A 19,785-nucleotide genomic window follows, 5' to 3' on the forward strand; every position below is an offset into this window, starting at 1 on the left:
GCCACCGAAATTGGGGCCGCCGGCCTTTTCTTCATCGAACAGGAGTATAGAAATGAGCCTACGTCTAGGCGATACCGCACCGAATTTCACGGCCGATACCACCGAGGGCCGCATCGATTTTCACGAGTGGCTCGGCGACGGCTGGGGCATGTTGATGTCGCATCCGGCCGATTTCACACCGGTCTGCACCACGGAGTTGGGCGCGGTCGGCGGACTCAAGGAAAAGTTCGCCCAACGCGATGTGAAAGCCATCGTGGTCTCGGTGGATTCGGTGGATGATCACAAACGCTGGTCGGCCGATATCGAGGAAACCCAAGGCCAGTCCGTGAACTTCCCGATCATCGGCGACTCCGACCGCAAGGTCGCGGAACTCTACGACATGATCCACCCGAACGCCGGCGACACGTCGACCGTGCGCAGTGTGTTCATCATCGATTCCAACAAGAAGATCCGGATGACGCTGACCTATCCGAAGAGTGCCGGGCGTAATTTCGACGAGATTCTGCGGGTGATCGATTCGTTGCAGCTGACCGACAACTACAAGGTCACCACCCCGGCCAACTGGCAGGACGGCGACGACGTGATCGTGTCGCCGGCGTTGTCCAACGAGGAGGCCGAGAAGCTGTTCCCGGCCGGCTGGAACGAGCTCAAGCCCTATCTGCGCATGACCAAGCAGCCGAACAAGTAGCGGCGACCGGATGTCGTTGCCCCGGATACGGACATCCACCGTGTTCGGGGCTTTTGCCGGCATGTTGAATTCAGGCCACAAAATGCAGGCGAAAAAGCCCGCAAAAGTACACCCTCTGGCTCTTGGCTACATATCAACGATAGCCACAAGGAAAACGAAAACCATGAAAATGTTCGCGACCATTCCATTGATGCTGCTGGCCGTCCTGTTCACCAACATCGCCGCGGCGGCGCAACAGACCGGTCCCGGCCGAATGGGTGACGACGGGATGACGGGCGGCTCAATGATGCAATGCGGCATGATGGGCGGACCCATGATGATTGCTTGGATGCTGTTCGCGCTACTCGTTTTAGTCCTGCTGGTGCTCGCCATTCTGGGGCTGATCAAGTACCTGCGTAGCGAACGCCACTAGGCCGAGTGCACTTTCCACCCGCCATTGCGTATTAATATGAGCGACGTCAAGGAACATCGCCTCAAGCATGTCGATCAAAAACGCAGACGGCTCCTGGGGCGTATCGGCAGCCTTGCAGGCATTTCGATCCTGTCGCCGACGTTCTTGCTTGCCGCTGGCAAAAATCAGGCGATCGCGGGCAGCAACAGGCGTGCTCCAAGCTATCGGGGCGTAGGACAGGGCCCGTTCGACGTAGACTTGCGCCTGCGCGCCCAACCGGATACGGCACCCATACTGCCGGGCACACCCAGCGAGGTCTGGCGCTATACGGCTGCTTTGATCCACGGGCCGCAGAATACGCTGACGTCCCTTGGCGAAAGCTATCCCGGCCCGCTGATCCGACTGCACCGCGGCCAACGTGCGCGCGTTCGGCTGGAAAACCGGCTGCCGGAAGACACAACGGTCCACTGGCACGGCCTGCATGTGCCATCGGATGTCGACGGCCAACCGCGCCTGCCGATCAAGCCGGACGAGGACATGACCGTCGCCTTCGACGTGGTCGACCGGGCCGGGTTGTATTGGTATCACCCGCACCCGCATGGCCGCGACGGCGGCCGCGTCGGTTTTCAAAGCTATGCCGGACTGGCCGGACCTTTGATCATAGAAGACGAAACCGAACGCGCACTCGGACTACCCGACGGCGATCAGGAAATGATCCTGGTACTACAGGACCGCCGTTTCGCCGGCGACAACGAACTGACCTATCTCGGCGGCACGGGCTCGATGATGACGCGCATGCGTGGCTTTCTCGGTGACCGTATCCTGATCAATGGCCGCCCGCCGGAAATCCGCGAGGTCGGAACCCAACCCTATCGCCTGCGGATTCTCAATGGCTCCAATGCCCGTATCTACAAGCTGGCCTGGAGCGACGGCCGGCCGGTGACGGTCATTGGGACGGACGGTGGACTGCTCGCAAGAGCGCAGCCGCAGCCGTACGTGACCCTGGCACCGGCGCAGCGTATCGATCTGTGGGTCGACTTCTCGGATGCCACAATCGGCAATGAACTGCGCCTTGTCAGCGACCACTACCGCGCCGGGATGATGGGTGGTATGGGCGGAATGATGGGAAACATGATGGGCGGATCCGGGTTGCCCGCCGGCGCCCGATTCGATCTGCTTACCCTGCGCGTGACGCATCGTTCGCGCGATGGGCGGTCGCTACCCACGGTTCTGAACGACGACCTGAAGCCGCCGCACATGACCCCGAATACGCCGATACGCCGCTTCGATCTGGCGACGCAGATGATGCGAGGCTTTTCCATCAACGGCCGCCAATTCGAAGGCACCACCGTAGCCGATGATGAAATCGTGTTGCTCGGCGACACCGAAATCTGGGAGTTCGTTAACGACACCATGATGCCGCACCCCATGCATGTGCACGGTCTGCAGTTTGCAGTGGTCGAACGTCAGAAGATCGACGATCAGCGCGGTTGGTCAGAATTGGGCGGGGGGCTGGTGGACGCTGGCCTGCACGACACCGTTCTGGTGCTCCCCGGCGAGCGTGTACGCATCGCGCTGACCTTCACCGATTTCGAGGGATTCTATATGTACCATTGCCACAATATGGAGCACGAGGACAACGGCATGATGCGCTATTACCGCGTTCGGTCGTGACCGCCCGGGATCGCCCAGTAACAGAATACGGTTGCCGACACGCAATGAACGCGGAAGGCCCTCAAACTCAAGTCATCAAGGAATACACTCGGCTCGCCGGCAGTTACGATACCAACTGGTCGTTCTATATCGAGGCGACGACGCGGGAAACGATCGCGCGCCTGCCGTTACGCGCCGAGGATCGCTTACTCGATGTCGGCTGCGGAACAGGTGCCCTGCTTTATCATCTTTCGACCAGTCATCCAGCAACTCAGCTCGTTGGGCTGGATCCGGTACCGGAAATGCTCGCGGTCGCGCGCCGCAAAATCTCGTCAGACATCGCGCTTCATGAGGGATGGGCAGAGCAGCTCCCGTTTGCCGACGCGCAGTTCGACGTCGTCGTTTCCTGCAGCATGTTTCACTACGTCGCGCGGCCGCTAGACGCACTGATTGAAATGCGGCGCGTGCTGCGCCCCGGCGGCCAGCTCGTGCTCACGGACTGGTGTGGCGATTATCTGATGTGCCGGCTGTTCGAGCGCTATCAACGGCTGCGCGCTCATGCGCACGCACGGACCTATCGAACGCATGAGTGCGCTCGAATGCTCAAAGAAAGCGGCTACACCGCCGTGCAGATCGAAACCTACAAAATCAATTGGCTCTGGGGGCTCATGACCGCCCGTGGTACCCATGTTCAAGCTTAATTTTCTACCGAAACGAAAAAATCAGCGAGAAGCCCGATGGCGATGAACGCCGATTTGCTGTTCGTCTGCCTGGCGTTGGCCGCACTGGGCCTCGTGTTGTTGGCCGTGGTCTTCCGCACATTGCTACGCACCGCGCGCAAGGGGTGGCTGATAGCGGCTGTGGTGCTAACCGCAGCACTGCTCTGGATCGATATCGTCATCATCTGGTGCTTGGTCGAATACAGCCTGTTTGCTGTCGATTTTAGTAGTGACGGTTTGCGCACGCTCCTCGAGCGCGCTGGCCCCTGGGCGCCTGCCGCGTCCATCGGCCTGATGACAGCTCATTCCTTCGTACCGTTCCCGGCCGAGGTGATCGCAATCGCCAATGGCGTCGTCTTCGGCTCCTGGCTGGGTGTACTGCTCACTTGGGCGGGCGCAATGATCGGCGCAATACTGAGTTACGAGATCGCACGGGCCCTGGGCCCGGCCGCACGGTCACGCTTGGTTCCGCTGCGTTACCAGGCGCGGTTGGATGCATTCGTGAGTGATAGCAGTATTACGACACTGCTGACCGCGCGCCTGATACCGATCATGTCGTTCAACCTGATCAATTACGCCGCGGGACTCGCCGGCGTGCCGCGATGGACGTTCGTCTGGACCACCGGCGTGGGTATTTTGCCGCTGACCGTACTGAGCGTACTGCTCGGTAGTCAGGCGCTGCACTTGCCGGCCTATATCTGGACTCTCGCAGGCATTGCCGCGCTGATCTTGTTCGGCGCGGCGCGCGTCATCCGATCGCGGGGCGCGCATGAGCGAAACCGCGAGCACGACCATTCCAGGGCGCGGGATCGCCGCCGCCAAAACGCCACGCGATGACGATCTGGACGAATCTCCTGCTGGCGCTGTTCGCCGGCGTGCTGCTCAATCTCACGCCGTGTGTGCTACCCGCGTTGCCCGTCAAGTTGCGCACGATCGCGCGCGTGGTGGGCAACGGTTCGCGACAACGCTTTCTGGCAGCGATCGCGCTGCTGGCTGGCACGCTCACCTTCTTCGGTGCGCTCGCTTTGGCGACCGCCATGCTGAACTGGACCTGGGGCACCCTGTTCCAGGCGTTCTGGTTTCGCGCGGCACTGGCTTTCCTGCTCGCCGGCCTTGGCGTTTACAGTCTCGCGGGGCGCGGCGTACAACCACCCCAATGGGTCTACCGCGTCCAGGGCAACGGCTATGCCGAACCCTACTTGGCCGGTTTTCTGGCCGCGGTTTTGTCTGCGCCCTGCACCGGACCTTTCCTGGGCGGCGTCATGGCGTTTGCCCTCACGCAGGCGCCGAGCACGATCTTTGCGCTGTTCATGGCGGTGGGCGTTGGGTTGGCCCTGCCTTATCTCGTTCTGCTGGCCCGACCCGGACTACTGACACGCATACCACGCAGCGGCGCATGGCTGTCACGCGTGCAGCAGGTCATGGGCCTGATTCTCCTGGCCGGCGCGACGTTTTTTGCAACGACCGTGCTCGCGGAACGCGTCGGCACCCTGCTGTGGACCGCCTGGCTCGGGACCCTGGCTTTCTGGTTGATCCGCGCATTGGTGGTCGGCCCCGGATTCGGCGCGCGTTTGGTACCGGCGCTCGTCTTGGTCGCTGGCGTGGCCGGCGCCGTCACGCTCGGCTTTGATCGTGGGGCCGGCACACAGCACGCGTTGCCTTGGCAGCCGCTAACGGAGCGCGCGCTTGCCGAGGCCCGCACTGCAGGCGCGCCGGTGCTTGTCGAGTTCACGGCGGATTGGTGTATTAACTGCAAAGTTCTGGAACAGACCGTGTATGCGGACACGGCGATTGCGCGAGCCGTCGATGCAGCCGACATGCACGTCCTGCGCGCCGATCTGACACGGCCGGACGCTGCGCTTGACGCTTACCTGCGCTCGTTCGGTGGCGCCGGCCTGCCTTTTGCCGTGGTGTTGCAACCCGACGGTGCAATCCATCGGCGCCTGCCCGATTTATTTACGGTCAGCACATTGAAAGCGGCCATCGAAACCAGTGGAGATCAGACGCGTGTCAACCGGTAAAGATCTTGTGCTTCGCTGGCTGTTGCCTGCGACTGCCGCTATTGCGGCGGGTGGCTTTTTCCTGTTTTGGCAGTCGCCCTCATCCGATGTCGCTGGTAAGACGCGAGCGGAAAAAGACGTTTCGGCTAAGGAGACCCGAAGCACTGGGCGGGATGCGACCGATCTTTACGCGGCGTCCGAGTCGTCGATCGCCCCGAACGGCGCACCCGACTCGGGATTGACCCGGCAACGCTTCAGTGCAGCTCATGTAAACCTTGATGCGTTCCGGCAAGGCGACAAGGTTCGAGTCGAACTCGACATCGAACCGGGTTGGCATATCAATGCGAATCCGGCTTCGTTCGATTTTCTTATACCGACCGAGGTGGACGTCCTCGCCGACAACGTTCGATTAGCGGCCGACGTCGCTTACCCGACGGGCAATGAAATGGATGTCGGCCTCGACAGTCCGATCCGTGTTTATTCGGGCACCTTGAACTTGACTATCACTCTTGCCGAACGTGCCGACATCGATCGCGCTACGGTAGAGGCCGACATACAGGCGTGCAACGACTCCGGGCTTTGCTTGCCGCCTTCGACCCTATCGGCCTCGTTGGTCGGTTCAGCCGCTTCGCCTTGACAGCGAGGGCAACCGGGCCCCGAGTCCGTATCCCTGGTGCCACGTTCAAGCCAGGGCGGCGCATCGATTTTTGACACTACCATTGAAACTTATCGCCGCCATGGCCATCTAACATTATGTGATGCGTGTAATAGCCACATTCATACTGTTCTTCGTTGCCATGATGGCCCAAGCTGTCGCACCCGTGGTCACGCACGTCCACGAAGCGTCGTCGAACGCAACCGCTGCAGCCCAACACGTATCACAAGAGAATGCCGCGCAAGCGGATCACGGCGGGCACAATGGCGGTGCCGAATTTGCGCCCCATTGCACGGCTAGCGGCCATTGCCCATCAAGCGCCATCAACGCCGAAAGCATGTTGTACGGCAGGCTGTTTGCCCGCGCTACGAAGATCGCCGGCCGCATTCGTGATGACGCTGCACCCGGCTTCGCCTTCCCGCCCTACCGTCCCCCGTCTCCATTGTCATAGCCAACTGTATCGGTGCACGTCGATGCACCGTTTTGTCGACTAATCAACGGCCACGATCGGCCGACATCTCGGATTGATCTCGACTGTTTGACAAGCGAGTTCGCACGATTCGTTTCGCATCCCGGACATGCGAACTCACTATCACTGACATGGCGAAACGTTTGTTTTGCAACAGACGGACACCCTGTCAATACGATGGAGACAGAGACATGTATCACCCAACGAAAACGTCGGCGTTTATTTCGCTGCTCTCGGCAGGCGCCATCGCGCTCGGCAGCGTCGCGGTTGCGTCCGCGCATATTAGCCGGTTCGAAGACCTATCAACAGCCAACGGTATGTCCGGACAACGCATTAGCGATGCGGCTTTAAATAAGCCCGACGAAAGACGTGCCCTGAATAAGCAGATCCCTGGAAAAACCGAGCGCCGAGCGCCGTGGAATACGTCGATCGATAGCGCATCCCTCGGGCATTCCGGAAGCAATCACGGAATGTCGCCGATACGCGGCCAAGATGCGGGGCCCAGAGGCAGTGACGACTACGACATCTCTGCAGATAGGGCAAATGCCAGTAACGGGTCAATCGATAGTTCAACGTCGGGCGACTCGATCAGCAATCAAGGAATGGAACGCGGGAGGGAACTTCCGAAAGACGATCCGGCTCACACCAGCCCTCGTTCACACATCCACGCTGGCCCGCACAAAGATCAATAACGTGATTGATGAGATTGGGGCGGCATTTGCCGCCCCTCTTCTTGTAGCTTGAGCTGCTGCCCCTAAGCCGTTATCGTAGTCCGTAATGCGTGCATCGATTGCCATACTTCTGCTGTTGCAAATGCTGGTAGCGCAAGCCGGTGTTTACGGCATGTCGTGCATGCATGTCACCAGTCAATCGTCCGTCGGCGGCGTATCGGCAGTCCATACGCACGCGCAAACAGCAAGCCATGCCAGTGCCGAAGAGCAGGCAACGGACGATGGATCCGATAGCCACGAACCCTGCTGTTGCGCGTTCGTAGGGCATTGTTCGTCGAGCGCGGTCAACGATCACTCGTTGGATGGTCCGCAGTACCCTCCCGCTGCGCATTTTGCGAGTCGCGCTGTCGACGCGGTTGCGCGTGGCTTTAACCGCCCGCCCTATCGCCCCCCGTCTCTCGTCACATAGCTGAAACCCTACGGCGCATTGCTCGCGCCGATTATTCAGCTCGAACGGCGTTGTAAATCGCACAGCCTATTTCGTCCGAACCTGATCCGGTTCAGATAGAAAGCGCACTTTATGCCGCTCGGCACAAGTGTTCGACTTGAGTTGCGCGCGCTCGCCGTTCCTTGGAGACGAAACAATGCAAGTCTTTAAAATCGCGCTGACGACGCTGGTCGTCGGCATTCTGGCCCTAGGCGCGGCGGCGGCCGGCGTGGTTTATTCCGGCGCCTACAACGTCGCCGCCACCGACAAGCACTGGCCGATTACCTACTGGGTACTCAATCAGGCAGTCCATCGCTCGGTCGAACGGCAGTCGGCCGATATCGAGGCGCCCGAGTTAGGCGGCAAAGAACAGCTGCTGGCCGGCGCGGCCAACTTCGACGCTATGTGCAGCGATTGTCATGCCCCGCCCGGCGGCCAACAGTCGGTCGCTGCGCGCGGCATGTACCCCAAACCACCCGAACTCACGCACGCGGCCGAAGAGAAAAGCCCGGCTGAACTCTTCTGGGTGATCAAGCACGGCATCAAGGCATCGGCCATGCCTGCCTGGGGCGCATCCCATAGCGACGAGGAGATGTGGGCGATGACTGCCTTTGTCGAGCAACTGCCCGGCATGTCGGCCACCGACTACCGGCAGATGCTGCAGACCGCAAAGGCTCAGGGCATCGGCCATGGAGATGAAGGCCATCACGATGAATCTGACGAGAGCCACGGTGGCGATCACGCCTCGGACGAGGCCAGCGGGCGTTCAGACTCACACGGCGAGACCCAAGGACAGCCCCATTCAGATCCGGACGGTAGTGCTCATGCACACGGCTGAGCATCACGGACTCGTCCATCTATAGAACACGAATTCAGGAGCACCCTTCCATGAGTGATCGAACACACGATAGTGACCGCCGTCGCCTGTTACAGGCCATGGGCGCAACCGGCTTGCTGGCAGGCTTCAATGCTCTTCTACCTGCCTATGCCCGCGATGGCATGACGCGCCACCTCAACACCGCTGCGGCCCACGTGCCGGGCGGCAAGCCCCGCGATGTGCTCATGGACGTGCACGTGCGGCGCGAGATGATCGACATCGCTGGCGGGCGAGCATCAGCCATTACGCTGAACCACACCACGCCCGGCCCGATCGTCGAACTCTGGGAAGGACAGAACGCCCACCTGCGGGTGCATAACCATCTCGACGAGTCGACCTCGATCCACTGGCACGGCATTTTGCTGCCGTTCCAGATGGACGGCGTGCCCGGCGTCGCCTTTCCCGGCATCGATCCCGGCGAGACCTTCGAAGTCGATTTTCCGGTGCGCCAGGCCGGCACCTACTGGTACCACAGCCATTCCGGGCTGCAGGAGCAAGTTGGCCAGACCGGGCCGATCGTGATTCATTCGCAAGGCGACGACGGCATCAATGCCGACCGCGAGTACGTCATCGTACTCAACGACTGGACCTTCGAGGATCCGCATCGTCTGCTCGCAAAGCTCAAGGAAATGAGCGATTACTACAACTTCAGCGAGCGCACGCTCGGCGATCTGGCCGAGGATTTTCGCCAATCCGGCGTCGCCACCACGCTGAAGGATCGCCTTGCCTGGGGCGACATGCGCATGAGCCCGCGCGATATCGCCGACGTCACCGGTTACACCTATAGCTACCTGATGAACGGCGTACACCCGGATGCCAACTGGACCGGCCTGTTCACGCCCGGCGAGCGTATTCGCCTGCGCGTGATCAACGCCTCCGCGATGACCTATTTCAACGTCCGCATGCCGGGCTTGCCGATGACCGTGGTAGCGGCCGACGGCAAGGAAGTGCAGCCGGTCGAGACCGACGAGTTTCAGATCGGCGTGGCCGAGACCTTCGACGTGGTGGTCGAGCCCCGGGCCGATCAGGCCTACACGATCATGGCCGAAACCATGGACCGCAGCGGCTATGCCCGCGGCACGCTCGCGCCGCGGGCGGGCATGGTCGCCCCCGTGCCGGCACTGCGCGAACAGCCGCAGCGCACGATGATGGATATGGGCATGGACATGAGCCAGATGGACATGGGCGGCATGGACATGTCGCACAGCAAGAGCGCGAAACCGATGGGCCACGGCCAGATGGCGATGGATCACGGCTCGATGCAAAAGATGAACATGCCCAAAAAGGAATCGGGCATGGCCGGGATGTCGCATCAAGGCCACAAGATGGCCGACTCGAAGATGTCTGGAAAAATGGCCGGCATGGGCCACGATATGAAAAAGATGGCCCATGGCACGGGCCCGAATGCCGGGACCATGGGTACGGGCGCAATGATGGAACAATCCGGGCCGGTGATCGCCAAGCACGGCCCCGACATGCACGGTGCCGGCAATATCAACATCGCCAACGTACAGCGTGATCGCCTCGCCGAGCGCGGCACCGGGCTGGAGGACGTCAACCATCGCGTGCTCACCTACAGCCAGCTGCGTAACGTGATGCCGATGCAGGACCAGCGCGAACCGTCGAAGACCATCGAGATCCATCTCACCGGCAATATGGACCGCTATATGTGGTCGTTCGACGGTGTGAAGTACTCCAATGCAACACCGATCGAATTTCCGTACGGCGAGCGGATCCGGTTGATCATGGTCAACGACACGATGATGGAGCACCCCATCCATCTACACGGCATGTTCATGGAGCTCGAGAACGGCCAGGGCGAGCACCTGCCGTTCAAGCACACCCTGAGCGTGCTGCCGGGTTCGCGCGCATCGCTGCTGGTCACGGCAGACGAACCGGGCCGCTGGGCCTTTCACTGCCATCTGCTCTATCACATGGAAATGGGCATGTTCCGCGTCGTGCGCGTGAGCGATCAATCCGGAGACAAGAATGCTTAAACAATCGACCCCAACCATCCTCGGCGCGGCCGTTCTTCTTTTGGGATCTACGGCCCCAGCTTTTGCGGCATCCGATGGCAAAGCCGATCTCGACTCAGTCATCCCCCAGGGGCCCGTCGAGCCCTCAAGCGGGGCGCCGCTGGCCTGGAAAAAACCGATCCACGATCAGCAGGTCCATAAGTTCTTTCTGATCGATCGCCTCGAATACGGCGATGTCGACGGCACCAACAACTATCTCTGGGACGCCCAGGGCTGGATTGGCGGCGATTACAACAAGCTCTGGCTCAAGACCGAAGGCGAGGGCCCGATGCGTGGCGGCTCGCCGGAGGACACCGAGTTCCAGGCACTCTATAACCGCACGATCACGCCGTTCTGGAGTGCCCAGGCCGGTCTGCGCTACGACGTCAATCCGAACCCGGACCGTGGCTTTGCCGTGCTCGGCCTGCAGGGCCTGGCCCCATACTGGTTCGAGTCCGATACCGCACTGTTCGTCAGCGAAGACGGCGACGTGAGTTTCCGGGGCGAATTCGAGTACGAGCTGTTGCTTACCCAGCGGTTGATCCTGCAGCCACGGGCCGAAATCAATGCCTCAGCCCAGGACGTGCCGGAATACGGGCTGGGTAGCGGCCTCAATAACACCGAGATGGGGATCCGGCTGCGCTACGAGATCAAGCGCGAGTTCGCGCCTTATATCGGCGTACGCTGGGAGCAGACCTATGGCGAAACCAAGGACATCGCCCAGGCCGAAGGCGAGGAAACGTCGTCGACCGCTTTCGTGGTCGGTATCCGCGCCTGGTACTGATAGGGAAATCACCGGATATCTAGAAGACGTTCATCTCATTAGCATAGTTGTGGACTTTTCGTACCCACTTGCGACAAGGCAAAGGGGATAGAACGCAATGGCGTTAACGGGCCTATTCACCATCATGGGCACGATCGTGGCGGGCGCCCTGCTGTTGCAGTGGGTTGCGGCACGCGCTCGTCGCGATCGCGTGGTCGAGTCGCAGAAGATCCCGTTCCTCGGGGGCAGCGCACCGCAAACGCATGCCTGGCAGCGGTTTCACGTGCGTTACTACTCGATGACGCTGCTATTCATCGCCTTCGAGATGGAGATGATGTTCATGTACCCGTGGGCAGTCGTGTACGTCGCTGAAGGCGTCAAGGCACTCGCGGAGATGGGTATGTTTCTCGCCATCCTGACGGTGGGCATTCTCTACGGCTGGCGCGAAGGTATCTTTCGGTGGCAGTGAAGATGCTCGAGCGCCTGGCGGCACGCGCCCCCGTGCCGCTATTCGTAGCCATGGGGCGCGACCGCGCCCCTGCCGTCGAGCGCTTGCTGCAGAGTGCGGATATCGACGTAACCGCCACACCCCGACACGCCAGCATCCTGTTGGTCGCGGGTCGCGTCCGGGATAGCGACCAAGCTTACCTCGACCGGATCCACGACCAGCTCCCCCACCCACGCGCCACGTTCTGGTGGGGAGACGAACAGGGCGACGACGTGGACGAAGCCCAGCGCGCTGCATCATTCGACGATCCAGTAATTTCTTTACGTGCGCTTTACCGCAACCTGATTTCCGGCGCCCATGCATCGGAGACCCACCGGCTCCCGGACGAACCACCCGCACCTTGGCGCGGCAAGGGCGATCACGGTCAGGGCGGCGAAGGGATGATGGGTGGCGTGCCCTACGGGCGCATGATGCCCATGCCGCCGACGCCGGATATTCGCGACGGGCTGGCGCTGGATGTCTACACCACCCAGATCGGGCCGTTCATGCCGTACTGGCCGGCTGGATTGGTACTGGAGGTCACGTTCCAGGGCGACGTGATCCAGTCAGCCGAAGTGGTTCAGCCGCCCTATCCGCCGCGCGACGTCGATCGCGTACCGTTCGACCGCTTGTTGCACGAAACGACGGCCTTGGCCCAGATCGAGCGAGCACGCGCTGCGCACCATCTCGTGTGCATCGCCCGCCTCCTGTCGCTCGTCGGATTGCCGACACTGAGTCGGCGCGCCCAAATATTGGCGGCACGCGTACGCGCGAACGAGACCATCGCTATTGCGCCGCTGCGAAAAGCGGCCGCCCGATCCGGTTTGACGGCTGCCCTCGCACCGGGACTCGGTCGGATCGATGACCGACTGGCGCGTGAGCTCGGTGGACCGGCACAGCGCGCTGCCGGCCACGCTATCGACGACCGCAGCGATAACCCAATGTACAAGCGACTCGACTTCACGCCGGTCACGCAAACACAAAGCGACTGTCGAGCGCGTCTGGCGCAATGGTTCGACGAAGCCGAACAAGCGCTGGCGCTCGTTTCGGCGGCGCCCGACGCGATGATTGGCCAAGGCGCACTTGTCGAGGCGCCATGGGCGCTTCGGGCACCGCCGGTCGACTATCGCTTAACCGAGCTATTACCCGGACTTGAATGGAGTGAGGCGCTGCTGGTGCTCAACAGTTTCGATAGCGCCGCGCTGTGTCGCATGGCGCCACTGGAGGCCCCATGACCCCGATCGTTCTGACCGTGGCCTGGGTCGCTTTCCTCCTCGGCATGGCGTGGTACATAGCCGTGCTCGACGGTCTATGGTCGGCCGCGCGCGAAGGTCGACCGCCGCGCGCCCCGCTCGCCAACCCGCTCTACCGGTGCGCTACGATGCTGCGCCAGCAGTCCAATCTGACTGAAGCGCCGGATTTGCTGAACTGGCGTCTGGCGCCTGCACTGTATGCCGGGCTGGCCGGTACCGGCGTCGCGCTCGTGCCCTTCTCCGGTGCCAGCGTGCTTGCGGACCTCGAAGTCGGCATCGTCTGGTGGGGCGCCGTCGAAGCGCTGACGGTCGTGGTCGTCTTCCTGCACGGTTGGTCGGCCAACTCTCAACTCGGCCTGATCGGCGCCTACCGCTATGTCGCCATCGGGCTGCCGGTGATGCTGATCAGCATGTTCGTGCTTATCGCCGCGGCGTTGCCCGCCGAGTCGCTGGCTGTTCCGAAGATCATCGAATCCCAGCGCGAACTCTGGAATGTCATCCGCCAGCCGCTCGGGCTCCCGCTTTTCCTGCTGCTTGGCCTGTCTCTAAGCTTCAGAGGCCCGTTCAACTATGCCGACTCGGCGGATATTGCGGGCGGCACCGCGGCCGAGGTATCCGGCGCGCCGCGACTGGTCTGGGAATTCGCGCGGCTCGCGATGCTTACAGCGGTGGCCACCGTAGCGGCCAGTGTATTCCTGGGCGGCTACCTGGGGCCCTGGCTGCCCGGGCCGGTATGGCTGGTGCTCAAGACCGCAGCCGTGCTTCTGGCCCTGGTCGGCCTCAGCCACCAGCTGGCTCGGATTTCGCCAAGTCGGATGATGACTTTGATCTGGACGGTGCTACTGCCGCTATCGTTCGTGCACCTGGTATGGGCCGGAGTACTGGCGCTATGAACGTCACCGATATCGCATTCTGGATCTTCGCGGCGATCGCCGTGGTAAGCGGCTGGCGCGTGTTCTGCACCGACTCGATGGTTCGCGCCTCGTTCCTCCTGATGCTGTCGTTCATCGCCGTCGGCTTGATCATGGTCTTGCTGAACGCGCCATATCTCGGCATCGCGACCGTCTTCATGATGGCAGTGGAGATGATGGTGATGGCGTTGTTCATGGTCATGTACATGATGAACCCGGCGGGCCTGAATCCGATGATGATGGTGCACCAGCACCGTTTCTCGATCGCAGCCGGCGTGTTCGTCTTCGCTGCACTGACCGGTCTGATCGTTGTTACGCGCTTTTCCTCCAACCCGGTCGCGCCGGACGCCGAGGTCGTCGTCGGCCTCGGCAAGGAACTGCTCGGCGACTCGATGCTGATCTTCGAAACCGCCGGTGTCACGCTGCTGGCAACCATGGTTGCCAGCGTCATTCTGTCGAGCCGCAGCGGACGCTTCGGCGAGGCCGATACCGGCGCCGTGCCGCCGCCCCTGGAACCGGGTGGCGAACCGGCCGGGCGCCAGCCCGAACAGGCCAGCGGCCACGCCCATCACCACCATTGATCGGGAAGCGCTCATGACACTCACAACGATATTGATCGTCGCCGCCGCGCTCATCGGCATCGGACTATACGGCACGTTGTCGCAGCAGTCTTTCGTAATGCTGATGATGGGCCTTGAACTGATGCTCAACGGCGTCATGCTCGCAGCGGTCGGATTCTGGTCGCTTACCGCAGGCGGCCTGCCCACAGGCCAGCTGCTGACCATCATCGCGATGGCCGTGATGGCGGTCGAAATGGCCGTAGGCTTCGCATTGATCACCGCGGTCTATCGCAACCGCCAGGCCGATGTCACCGAAGGCCTGACGACCCTGAAGCATTGATCATGCTCTGGCTTGTCGCCCTGGTTCCGCTTCTCGCTGCCGCGATTGTTCACGCGTCGCCGATGCAGCGCCGCCCCGCTCTGGGCGCTACGGGCTGTGGTGTGCTGCTGGTCACACTATTGCTGACTGTTTTCGCGGGCCTGGACGGCTGGGTCGGAAGATTTGCCTGGAGTACCCCACTTCAGTTTGAGGTGGTGCTGACCTCACGGTCGGTCGTCATGGCGTTGCTGGTACCGGTCATTGCGCTTCCCGTGCTGGCCTATGCCGCGGCCCACGAACGCTTGCAGGGTTTGAACCGTCTGGTATCGCTGTTGCTGCTGTTCGTCGGCGCCATGCTGTTGCTGGTGATCGCGGCCGACCTTATCACCCTGCTTATCGGCTGGGAGCTAGTCGGCGCCTGCTCTTGGGCCTTGATCGGGCACGAACGGCAACGCGTATCGCATGCGGCCTCGGCGCGCTACGCATTCGTGATGACCCGTTTCGGCGATCTCGGACTGTTCGCTGCGGCCATGGTCGTGTTCAGGGATACGGGTACCTTCGCTTTTGCCGCGCTCGAAACCGTCGGTGGGCCACAGCAAACGATTCTGGTTGCCGGGATCGTACTGAGCGCGGCCGCGAAATCCGGCCAGCTCCCGTTCGCGCCGTGGTTGTTTCGTGCCATGGACGGGCCGACGTCGGTGTCTGCCCTGCTGCATTCGGCCACCATGGTCGCTGCGGGGGCCTATCTGTTGATCCGGCTCGAGCCGACGCTCGCTCAGATGCCATGGTTTGGTCCTGCGACAATTGGCATCGGGATCGCCACGGCCCTCGCAGGCGGTTTGACCGCTTTGCTCCAGCCGCACGCGAAAAAATTGCTCGCGGCGTCCACCTCCGCGCACTACGGTTTGATGTTCGTTGCGGTCGGCGCGGGCTATCCTGAAATAGCGCTGCTCCACTTGGTCGCGCACGCGGCTTTCAAGGCGTTGCTGTTTCTAAGCGCCGGCATCGCGGGCCGCCAGGCCGTGAGTTTCAGCCTAACGGAGATGGGCTTCGGCCGCGTGCTGCCGGTCGCGGCCGTGGCAACTGCGGTCGGCGGGCTCGCCTTGGCCGGCATACCGCCGCTGGGCGCAGCGTGGACGAAGGAAATGGTCGTCACGGCCGCCGGGCATTTCAGCCCGTGGCTGGCGTTCGCCGTCATGCTTGCCGGCGCCCTGAGCGCAGCCTATGCCATGCGCTTTGTCTATAGCGCCTACGGCCCTGGTGCCGACGATATCAGCGCTACGTCGCGAACGACCGAAACCATAGCGACCGGTTCGCTGGCTGCCGCCAGCCTGGCGCTTACCCTCCTCTGGCTGCCGGTCATACAGCAGGCGTTGGGTAGCTGGTTCGCGACCTCGTTTCCGGCGGCCCCGGCCTGGGAGACCATCGGCTCGTTGCTGGCTGTCGGCGTCGGCCTTTACGGCGGCCTCGTGATCGCGCGCCTGCATCCGGCGCTGGGCGCGAGCGGCGCCATCGCAAGCTGCGCCGACTGGCTCGGCCTGCCCTTCGCGATCGAGCGCTTGGTCGGGCGCCCCATTCAGGCGCTCGCACAGCGCTGCGCGGGGTTCGACGATGCCATCATCGATGGCGCCGTGCGCCGAATCGGCGCCGGCGGGCTGTTCACGGCGCGTGTCGCCTATCGAGGGCTGGACCGTCTTGCCGACGGCCTGCCGGAGGGCGCCAATCGCTGGTTTGCCCTGAGCGGCGATGACAGCCGCCGTTTCCAGACCGGGCTTTCGCACCACTATCTCGCCTTCATGGCCGCGGGCGCCGTGGTGTTGGCAATCATTCTCTTTGTGGGGCGCTAGCATGCTCACGGCCACCATTCTGATCCCGCTGCTGGGCGCGCTCGCGTTCAGTTTCTTACGCCTGAATGAACCGGCGTACCGCTGGCTCGCCTGCGGCGTAGGCAGTGCGCCGTTGCTCCTGCTCGTGGCAGTCTGGCTCGGCTTCGATACCAGCGCGGGCGCACCCGCGTTTCAGTACGTTGTCGACTACCCCTGGATCCCGGCGCTCGGCATCGGCTGGCGTATGGGTGTCGACGGCATCGCGCTGGTAATAGCCACAATGAGCGCCGTGTTGTTCGTCGCAGCCATCGCCTGGCCCGCCGAAACGCGGGGGCGGGCACGCGAATACTACGCGTGGTTTCTGTTTCTCGAAGCGGTATCGCTCGGGGTGTTCCTGACCCTGGATCTGGCGCTGTTCTATGTCTTCTTCGACCTGAGCCTGGTCGGTCTGTTCTTCCTGATCGGGCGTTGGGGCCACGGCGATGCCGAGCGCGCCGCGATCAAGTTCTTCGTCTATACCTTTGCCGGCTCGTTAGCCATTCTGCTGGCGATCATCGGCCTCGTGCTGGCGACCGACCCGCTGACCTTCGACATGCGTACGCTGATCGCCGAGCAGCCACTCGCAGGCATGGACCTGCGCGCGACGCTGGTGCTGGTGGGCTTCGTCGTCGGCTTCGGCATCAAGACGCCGTTCGTACCCCTGCATACCTGGCTGCCGCCAGCGCACGTGAATGCGCCCGGCCCGGCGTCGGCCGTGCTCGCGGGCGTGCTGCTCAAGATGGGCACCTATGGTCTCATTCGCATCCCCTATTCGATGCTCAGCGAGACCTTCGCACGCTATGCTTTCGTGCTGGCCGTTCTGGCGGTCATCTCGATCCTGTGGGGTGCGCTGGTCTCGATGGCGCAGCGCAATCTCAAACGCCGCATTGCCTATACGTCAGTGAATCATATGGGCTATGTGCTGCTGGGTATCGCCGCGGCCGCGACCATAGGCGGCGAGCAGGCCGCGCGGCAGATGGCGTTGACCGGCGCCACCGTGGAAATGGTCGCGCACGGGCTGATCACCGGCGCGCTGTTCTTAATCTGCGGCGCCTTTTGGCAGCGCACCGGCGACTACGACCTCGAGCACTACGGCGGGCTGAGCCAGGTCGCGCCGAACCTCACGCGTTTCACGGTTCTCGCGTCGTTCGCGAGCCTGGGTTTGCCAGGGCTCGCCGGTTTCGTTGCCGAGCTGCAGATATTCGTCGGTGCTTTCAGCGTCTATCCGTGGTTGGCCGCCATCGCGCTTCTGGGGATTCTGATTACCGCCGCGCTCTTCCTGCAGATGCTGCAGCAGCTGTTCTTCGGTGAGCTGCCTGCCGACCGCCAGGGTTTCGGGGATCTCGCGCGCGTCGAAATCGGTACCCTCGCCATACTCGCACTGCTAATCGTGGTGATCGGCATATATCCGAATTGGCTGCTGACACCGATCAACAGTGCAACCGCCTTTTTGACGGCCGGGTTCTAGGATGCCGGTCGGCGACGTTCTCCCCGAACTCAGCGTTCTGGTCAGCGCTGTCGTGCTGCTACTGGCGGCAAGCTTTATGCGCGAGCGCGATCAGTGGTTGGCTGCCCCGGGCGCGCTCATCGGTCTGACCGTGGCAGCCGCGTTCTGTCTCGCCCAACTGGGCGAGGCCCCAAGAATCACATTTTCGGGAGTCTGGGCCCTCGACGGCGCCAGCATCTGGGCGCGCCTGATCATCCTGGCCACGGCTGCCTTGAGCGTTCTGCTGACGCCCGAATGGCTGCGCACCGACCGGCGCCACGGCGAATACTATGCGATCTTCTTGTTGGCCACACTCGGGGCCATGCTGCTTGCCGGCGCGGCAGACCTGATGCAGCTGATCATGGCCGTCCTGCTGTCCTCGGTGACGGGCTATACGCTGGCCGCCTACCACCGTAACTGGCCGCTCTCGGTCGAAGCCGGCATGAAGTATTTCCTGGTCGGCGCGCTGGCTAACACTCTGCTCGTGCTCGGTGTGACGTTGATGTTCGGGCTGTTTGCCACCACGGACTACGGCGAGTTGGCCACCCGCACGAACGACAGTCCGCAATGGATGACGCACGTCGCCTTCAGCCTTGTCGTTGTGGGTGTCGCGTTCAAGCTCGCTGCCGTGCCGGCCCATACTTGGATGCCGGACGTCGCCGAGGGCGCCCCGCCGCCCGCGGCCGCCTTTCTCACTATTGCACCCAAGGTCGGCGCGGCCATCGCGCTGGCCCGCTTCGTCGATCTGTTCCCGCAGGAAGACATCGCCTGGCGCGCCGTGGTTGCCACGATCGCGGTCGCGACCATGACCATCGGCAACCTGAGCGCGCTTGGCCAGAACGACGTGCGGCGCATGCTCGGCTGGTCCTCGGTCTCGCAATCCGGCTACGCACTGATGGCGGTCGCCGTGCTGGGTCTCGACCCCTATGCCCTGCCGGCGCTGCTATTCTTTCTCGCGAGCTATGCCGTCGCGAACCTCGCAGCATTTGGTGTCGTGACGCAGCTACGCGGGCGCACGAATCTGACCGACTATCGCGGCCTCGCCACCGCCCATCCGCTGCTCGCGGCCGCATTGATCCTGAGTTTTCTCTCGCTGGTGGGTATTCCGCCGCTTGCCGGTTTCGTCGGCAAGCTGGCGCTGTTCGTCACCACGATTGAATCCGGCTATGCCTGGCTGGCGGTGGTGGCGCTGGTCAATACCGTCGTTTCGCTGGTTTACTACTTGCACGTGCTTGCACCCGTATATTTCGCCGAGCCGGCACGGCCCATGCACACACTCGGCTACTGGGCGGCAGTCTCTGTCTTCTTATGTGCGTCGTTTACCCTCGCTCTGGGCGGCTTGGCAGATCCGCTCTGGCGGATGCTGTCACAAGCCACTCTTCTTCCCTAAGCCGCTACTGAAATAGCGCTGGGTTTGCGCGCCAAGCTTGGCCAGTCAGCAATAGCGCCTCGACCTCGCCTGCTTTCTGAGCAAATGCGCCACTGGCTCGATCCAGCCCAGTCAAATGCTGAGACT

General features: G+C 62.3%; 19 protein-coding genes. All 19 read left to right on the forward strand.

Annotated features, from left to right (window positions below; genetic code table 11):
• Positions 1 to 52: 52 nt before the first annotated feature.
• The 19 genes from SAHL_RS17015 to SAHL_RS17100 all read left to right on the forward strand — a co-directional run bounded on the left by SAHL_RS17015 (position 53) and on the right by SAHL_RS17100 (position 19,659).
• The gene (locus SAHL_RS17015) at positions 53 to 688 is read left to right on the forward strand and encodes a peroxiredoxin (RefSeq protein WP_123592604.1); all 636 of its coding nucleotides are present in this window, start codon (positions 53 to 55) and stop codon (positions 686 to 688) included.
• A 163-nt stretch (positions 689 to 851) separates the two neighbouring features.
• Entirely contained in the window at positions 852 to 1,100 is a 249-nt protein-coding gene (locus SAHL_RS17020) for a hypothetical protein (protein WP_123592605.1), read from the forward strand.
• Positions 1,101 to 1,136: 36 nt separating this feature from the next.
• Entirely contained in the window at positions 1,137 to 2,753 is a 1,617-nt protein-coding gene (locus tag SAHL_RS17025) for a multicopper oxidase family protein (protein ID WP_123592606.1), read from the forward strand.
• A 44-nt stretch (positions 2,754 to 2,797) separates the two neighbouring features.
• A complete protein-coding gene (locus SAHL_RS17030; protein WP_123592607.1) occupies positions 2,798 to 3,433 on the forward strand; it encodes a class I SAM-dependent methyltransferase in 636 nt (211 codons plus the stop codon).
• A 36-nt stretch (positions 3,434 to 3,469) separates the two neighbouring features.
• Positions 3,470 to 4,288, forward strand: coding sequence for a TVP38/TMEM64 family protein (locus SAHL_RS17035; protein WP_123592608.1), 819 nt, complete (start codon positions 3,470 to 3,472; stop codon positions 4,286 to 4,288).
• Positions 4,285 to 5,472: a protein-disulfide reductase DsbD family protein gene (locus SAHL_RS17040; RefSeq protein WP_123592609.1), complete on the forward strand. Its 1,188-nt coding sequence runs from the start codon at positions 4,285 to 4,287 to the stop codon at positions 5,470 to 5,472. Before SAHL_RS17035 ends, SAHL_RS17040 begins: the two co-directional genes overlap by 4 nt.
• Positions 5,473 to 5,479: 7 nt before the next feature.
• Positions 5,480 to 6,088 (forward strand): protein-disulfide reductase DsbD N-terminal domain-containing protein, encoded by a 609-nt coding sequence (locus SAHL_RS17045; RefSeq protein WP_184947812.1) that lies wholly within the window; start codon positions 5,480 to 5,482, stop codon positions 6,086 to 6,088.
• A 678-nt stretch (positions 6,089 to 6,766) separates the two neighbouring features.
• Positions 6,767 to 7,267, forward strand: a complete 501-nt coding sequence (locus tag SAHL_RS17640; protein ID WP_148045601.1) for a hypothetical protein — start codon at positions 6,767 to 6,769, stop codon at positions 7,265 to 7,267.
• Positions 7,268 to 7,890: 623 nt separating this feature from the next.
• Positions 7,891 to 8,571, forward strand: coding sequence for a c-type cytochrome (locus SAHL_RS17050; RefSeq protein WP_123592611.1), 681 nt, complete (start codon positions 7,891 to 7,893; stop codon positions 8,569 to 8,571).
• A 50-nt stretch (positions 8,572 to 8,621) separates the two neighbouring features.
• Positions 8,622 to 10,607 carry a copper resistance system multicopper oxidase gene (locus tag SAHL_RS17055; RefSeq protein WP_123592612.1) on the forward strand — a complete coding sequence of 662 codons (1,986 nt, stop codon included), beginning with the start codon at positions 8,622 to 8,624 and terminating at the stop codon, positions 10,605 to 10,607.
• Positions 10,600 to 11,409 (forward strand): copper resistance protein B, encoded by an 810-nt coding sequence (locus SAHL_RS17060; RefSeq protein WP_123592613.1) that lies wholly within the window; start codon positions 10,600 to 10,602, stop codon positions 11,407 to 11,409. The genes SAHL_RS17055 and SAHL_RS17060 overlap by 8 nt, the downstream gene beginning before the upstream one ends.
• Positions 11,410 to 11,506: 97 nt before the next feature.
• Positions 11,507 to 11,857: an NADH-quinone oxidoreductase subunit A gene (locus SAHL_RS17065; protein WP_123592614.1), complete on the forward strand. Its 351-nt coding sequence runs from the start codon at positions 11,507 to 11,509 to the stop codon at positions 11,855 to 11,857.
• A gap of 2 nt (positions 11,858 to 11,859) precedes the next feature.
• On the forward strand, positions 11,860 to 13,110 hold the full coding sequence (locus SAHL_RS17070) for an NADH-quinone oxidoreductase subunit D-related protein (protein WP_123592615.1): 1,251 nt from the start codon (positions 11,860 to 11,862) through the stop codon (positions 13,108 to 13,110).
• A complete protein-coding gene (locus SAHL_RS17075; protein WP_123592616.1) occupies positions 13,107 to 14,021 on the forward strand; it encodes an NADH-quinone oxidoreductase subunit H in 915 nt (304 codons plus the stop codon). Before SAHL_RS17070 ends, SAHL_RS17075 begins: the two co-directional genes overlap by 4 nt.
• Entirely contained in the window at positions 14,018 to 14,620 is a 603-nt protein-coding gene (locus tag SAHL_RS17080; RefSeq protein WP_123592617.1) for an NADH-quinone oxidoreductase subunit J family protein, read from the forward strand. The genes SAHL_RS17075 and SAHL_RS17080 overlap by 4 nt, the downstream gene beginning before the upstream one ends.
• A gap of 13 nt (positions 14,621 to 14,633) precedes the next feature.
• Positions 14,634 to 14,939: an NADH-quinone oxidoreductase subunit NuoK gene (nuoK, locus tag SAHL_RS17085; protein WP_123592618.1), complete on the forward strand. Its 306-nt coding sequence runs from the start codon at positions 14,634 to 14,636 to the stop codon at positions 14,937 to 14,939.
• A 2-nt stretch (positions 14,940 to 14,941) separates the two neighbouring features.
• Positions 14,942 to 16,765: an NADH-quinone oxidoreductase subunit 5 family protein gene (locus SAHL_RS17090; RefSeq protein WP_123592619.1), complete on the forward strand. Its 1,824-nt coding sequence runs from the start codon at positions 14,942 to 14,944 to the stop codon at positions 16,763 to 16,765.
• Position 16,766: 1 nt separating this feature from the next.
• The gene (locus SAHL_RS17095; RefSeq protein ID WP_123592620.1) at positions 16,767 to 18,251 is read left to right on the forward strand and encodes a complex I subunit 4 family protein; all 1,485 of its coding nucleotides are present in this window, start codon (positions 16,767 to 16,769) and stop codon (positions 18,249 to 18,251) included.
• A gap of 1 nt (position 18,252) precedes the next feature.
• On the forward strand, positions 18,253 to 19,659 hold the full coding sequence (locus SAHL_RS17100) for an NADH-quinone oxidoreductase subunit N (RefSeq protein WP_123592621.1): 1,407 nt from the start codon (positions 18,253 to 18,255) through the stop codon (positions 19,657 to 19,659).
• Positions 19,660 to 19,785: the final 126 nt, after the last annotated feature.

The sequence above is a fragment of the Salinisphaera orenii subsp. halophila YIM 95161 genome (assembly GCF_003732545.1).
Classification (GTDB): Bacteria; Pseudomonadota; Gammaproteobacteria; order Nevskiales; family Salinisphaeraceae; genus Salinisphaera; species Salinisphaera orenii_A.

What these genes read in the sequence shown, in the direction of transcription:
- SAHL_RS17015 (WP_123592604.1), top strand. Translation starts at nt 53, where the DNA reads ATGAGCCTACGTCTAGGCGATACCGCACCGAATTTCACGGCCGATACC.
- SAHL_RS17020 (WP_123592605.1), top strand. Translation starts at nt 852, where the DNA reads ATGAAAATGTTCGCGACCATTCCATTGATGCTGCTGGCCGTCCTGTTC.
- SAHL_RS17025 (WP_123592606.1), top strand. Translation starts at nt 1,137, where the DNA reads ATGAGCGACGTCAAGGAACATCGCCTCAAGCATGTCGATCAAAAACGC.
- SAHL_RS17030 (WP_123592607.1), top strand. Translation starts at nt 2,798, where the DNA reads ATGAACGCGGAAGGCCCTCAAACTCAAGTCATCAAGGAATACACTCGG.
- SAHL_RS17035 (WP_123592608.1), top strand. Translation starts at nt 3,470, where the DNA reads ATGGCGATGAACGCCGATTTGCTGTTCGTCTGCCTGGCGTTGGCCGCA.
- SAHL_RS17040 (WP_123592609.1), top strand. Translation starts at nt 4,285, where the DNA reads ATGACGATCTGGACGAATCTCCTGCTGGCGCTGTTCGCCGGCGTGCTG.
- SAHL_RS17640 (WP_148045601.1), top strand. Translation starts at nt 6,767, where the DNA reads ATGTATCACCCAACGAAAACGTCGGCGTTTATTTCGCTGCTCTCGGCA.
- SAHL_RS17050 (WP_123592611.1), top strand. Translation starts at nt 7,891, where the DNA reads ATGCAAGTCTTTAAAATCGCGCTGACGACGCTGGTCGTCGGCATTCTG.
- SAHL_RS17055 (WP_123592612.1), top strand. Translation starts at nt 8,622, where the DNA reads ATGAGTGATCGAACACACGATAGTGACCGCCGTCGCCTGTTACAGGCC.
- SAHL_RS17060 (WP_123592613.1), top strand. Translation starts at nt 10,600, where the DNA reads ATGCTTAAACAATCGACCCCAACCATCCTCGGCGCGGCCGTTCTTCTT.
- SAHL_RS17065 (WP_123592614.1), top strand. Translation starts at nt 11,507, where the DNA reads ATGGCGTTAACGGGCCTATTCACCATCATGGGCACGATCGTGGCGGGC.
- SAHL_RS17070 (WP_123592615.1), top strand. Translation starts at nt 11,860, where the DNA reads ATGCTCGAGCGCCTGGCGGCACGCGCCCCCGTGCCGCTATTCGTAGCC.
- SAHL_RS17075 (WP_123592616.1), top strand. Translation starts at nt 13,107, where the DNA reads ATGACCCCGATCGTTCTGACCGTGGCCTGGGTCGCTTTCCTCCTCGGC.
- SAHL_RS17080 (WP_123592617.1), top strand. Translation starts at nt 14,018, where the DNA reads ATGAACGTCACCGATATCGCATTCTGGATCTTCGCGGCGATCGCCGTG.
- nuoK (WP_123592618.1), top strand. Translation starts at nt 14,634, where the DNA reads ATGACACTCACAACGATATTGATCGTCGCCGCCGCGCTCATCGGCATC.
- SAHL_RS17090 (WP_123592619.1), top strand. Translation starts at nt 14,942, where the DNA reads ATGCTCTGGCTTGTCGCCCTGGTTCCGCTTCTCGCTGCCGCGATTGTT.
- SAHL_RS17095 (WP_123592620.1), top strand. Translation starts at nt 16,767, where the DNA reads ATGCTCACGGCCACCATTCTGATCCCGCTGCTGGGCGCGCTCGCGTTC.
- SAHL_RS17100 (WP_123592621.1), top strand. Translation starts at nt 18,253, where the DNA reads ATGCCGGTCGGCGACGTTCTCCCCGAACTCAGCGTTCTGGTCAGCGCT.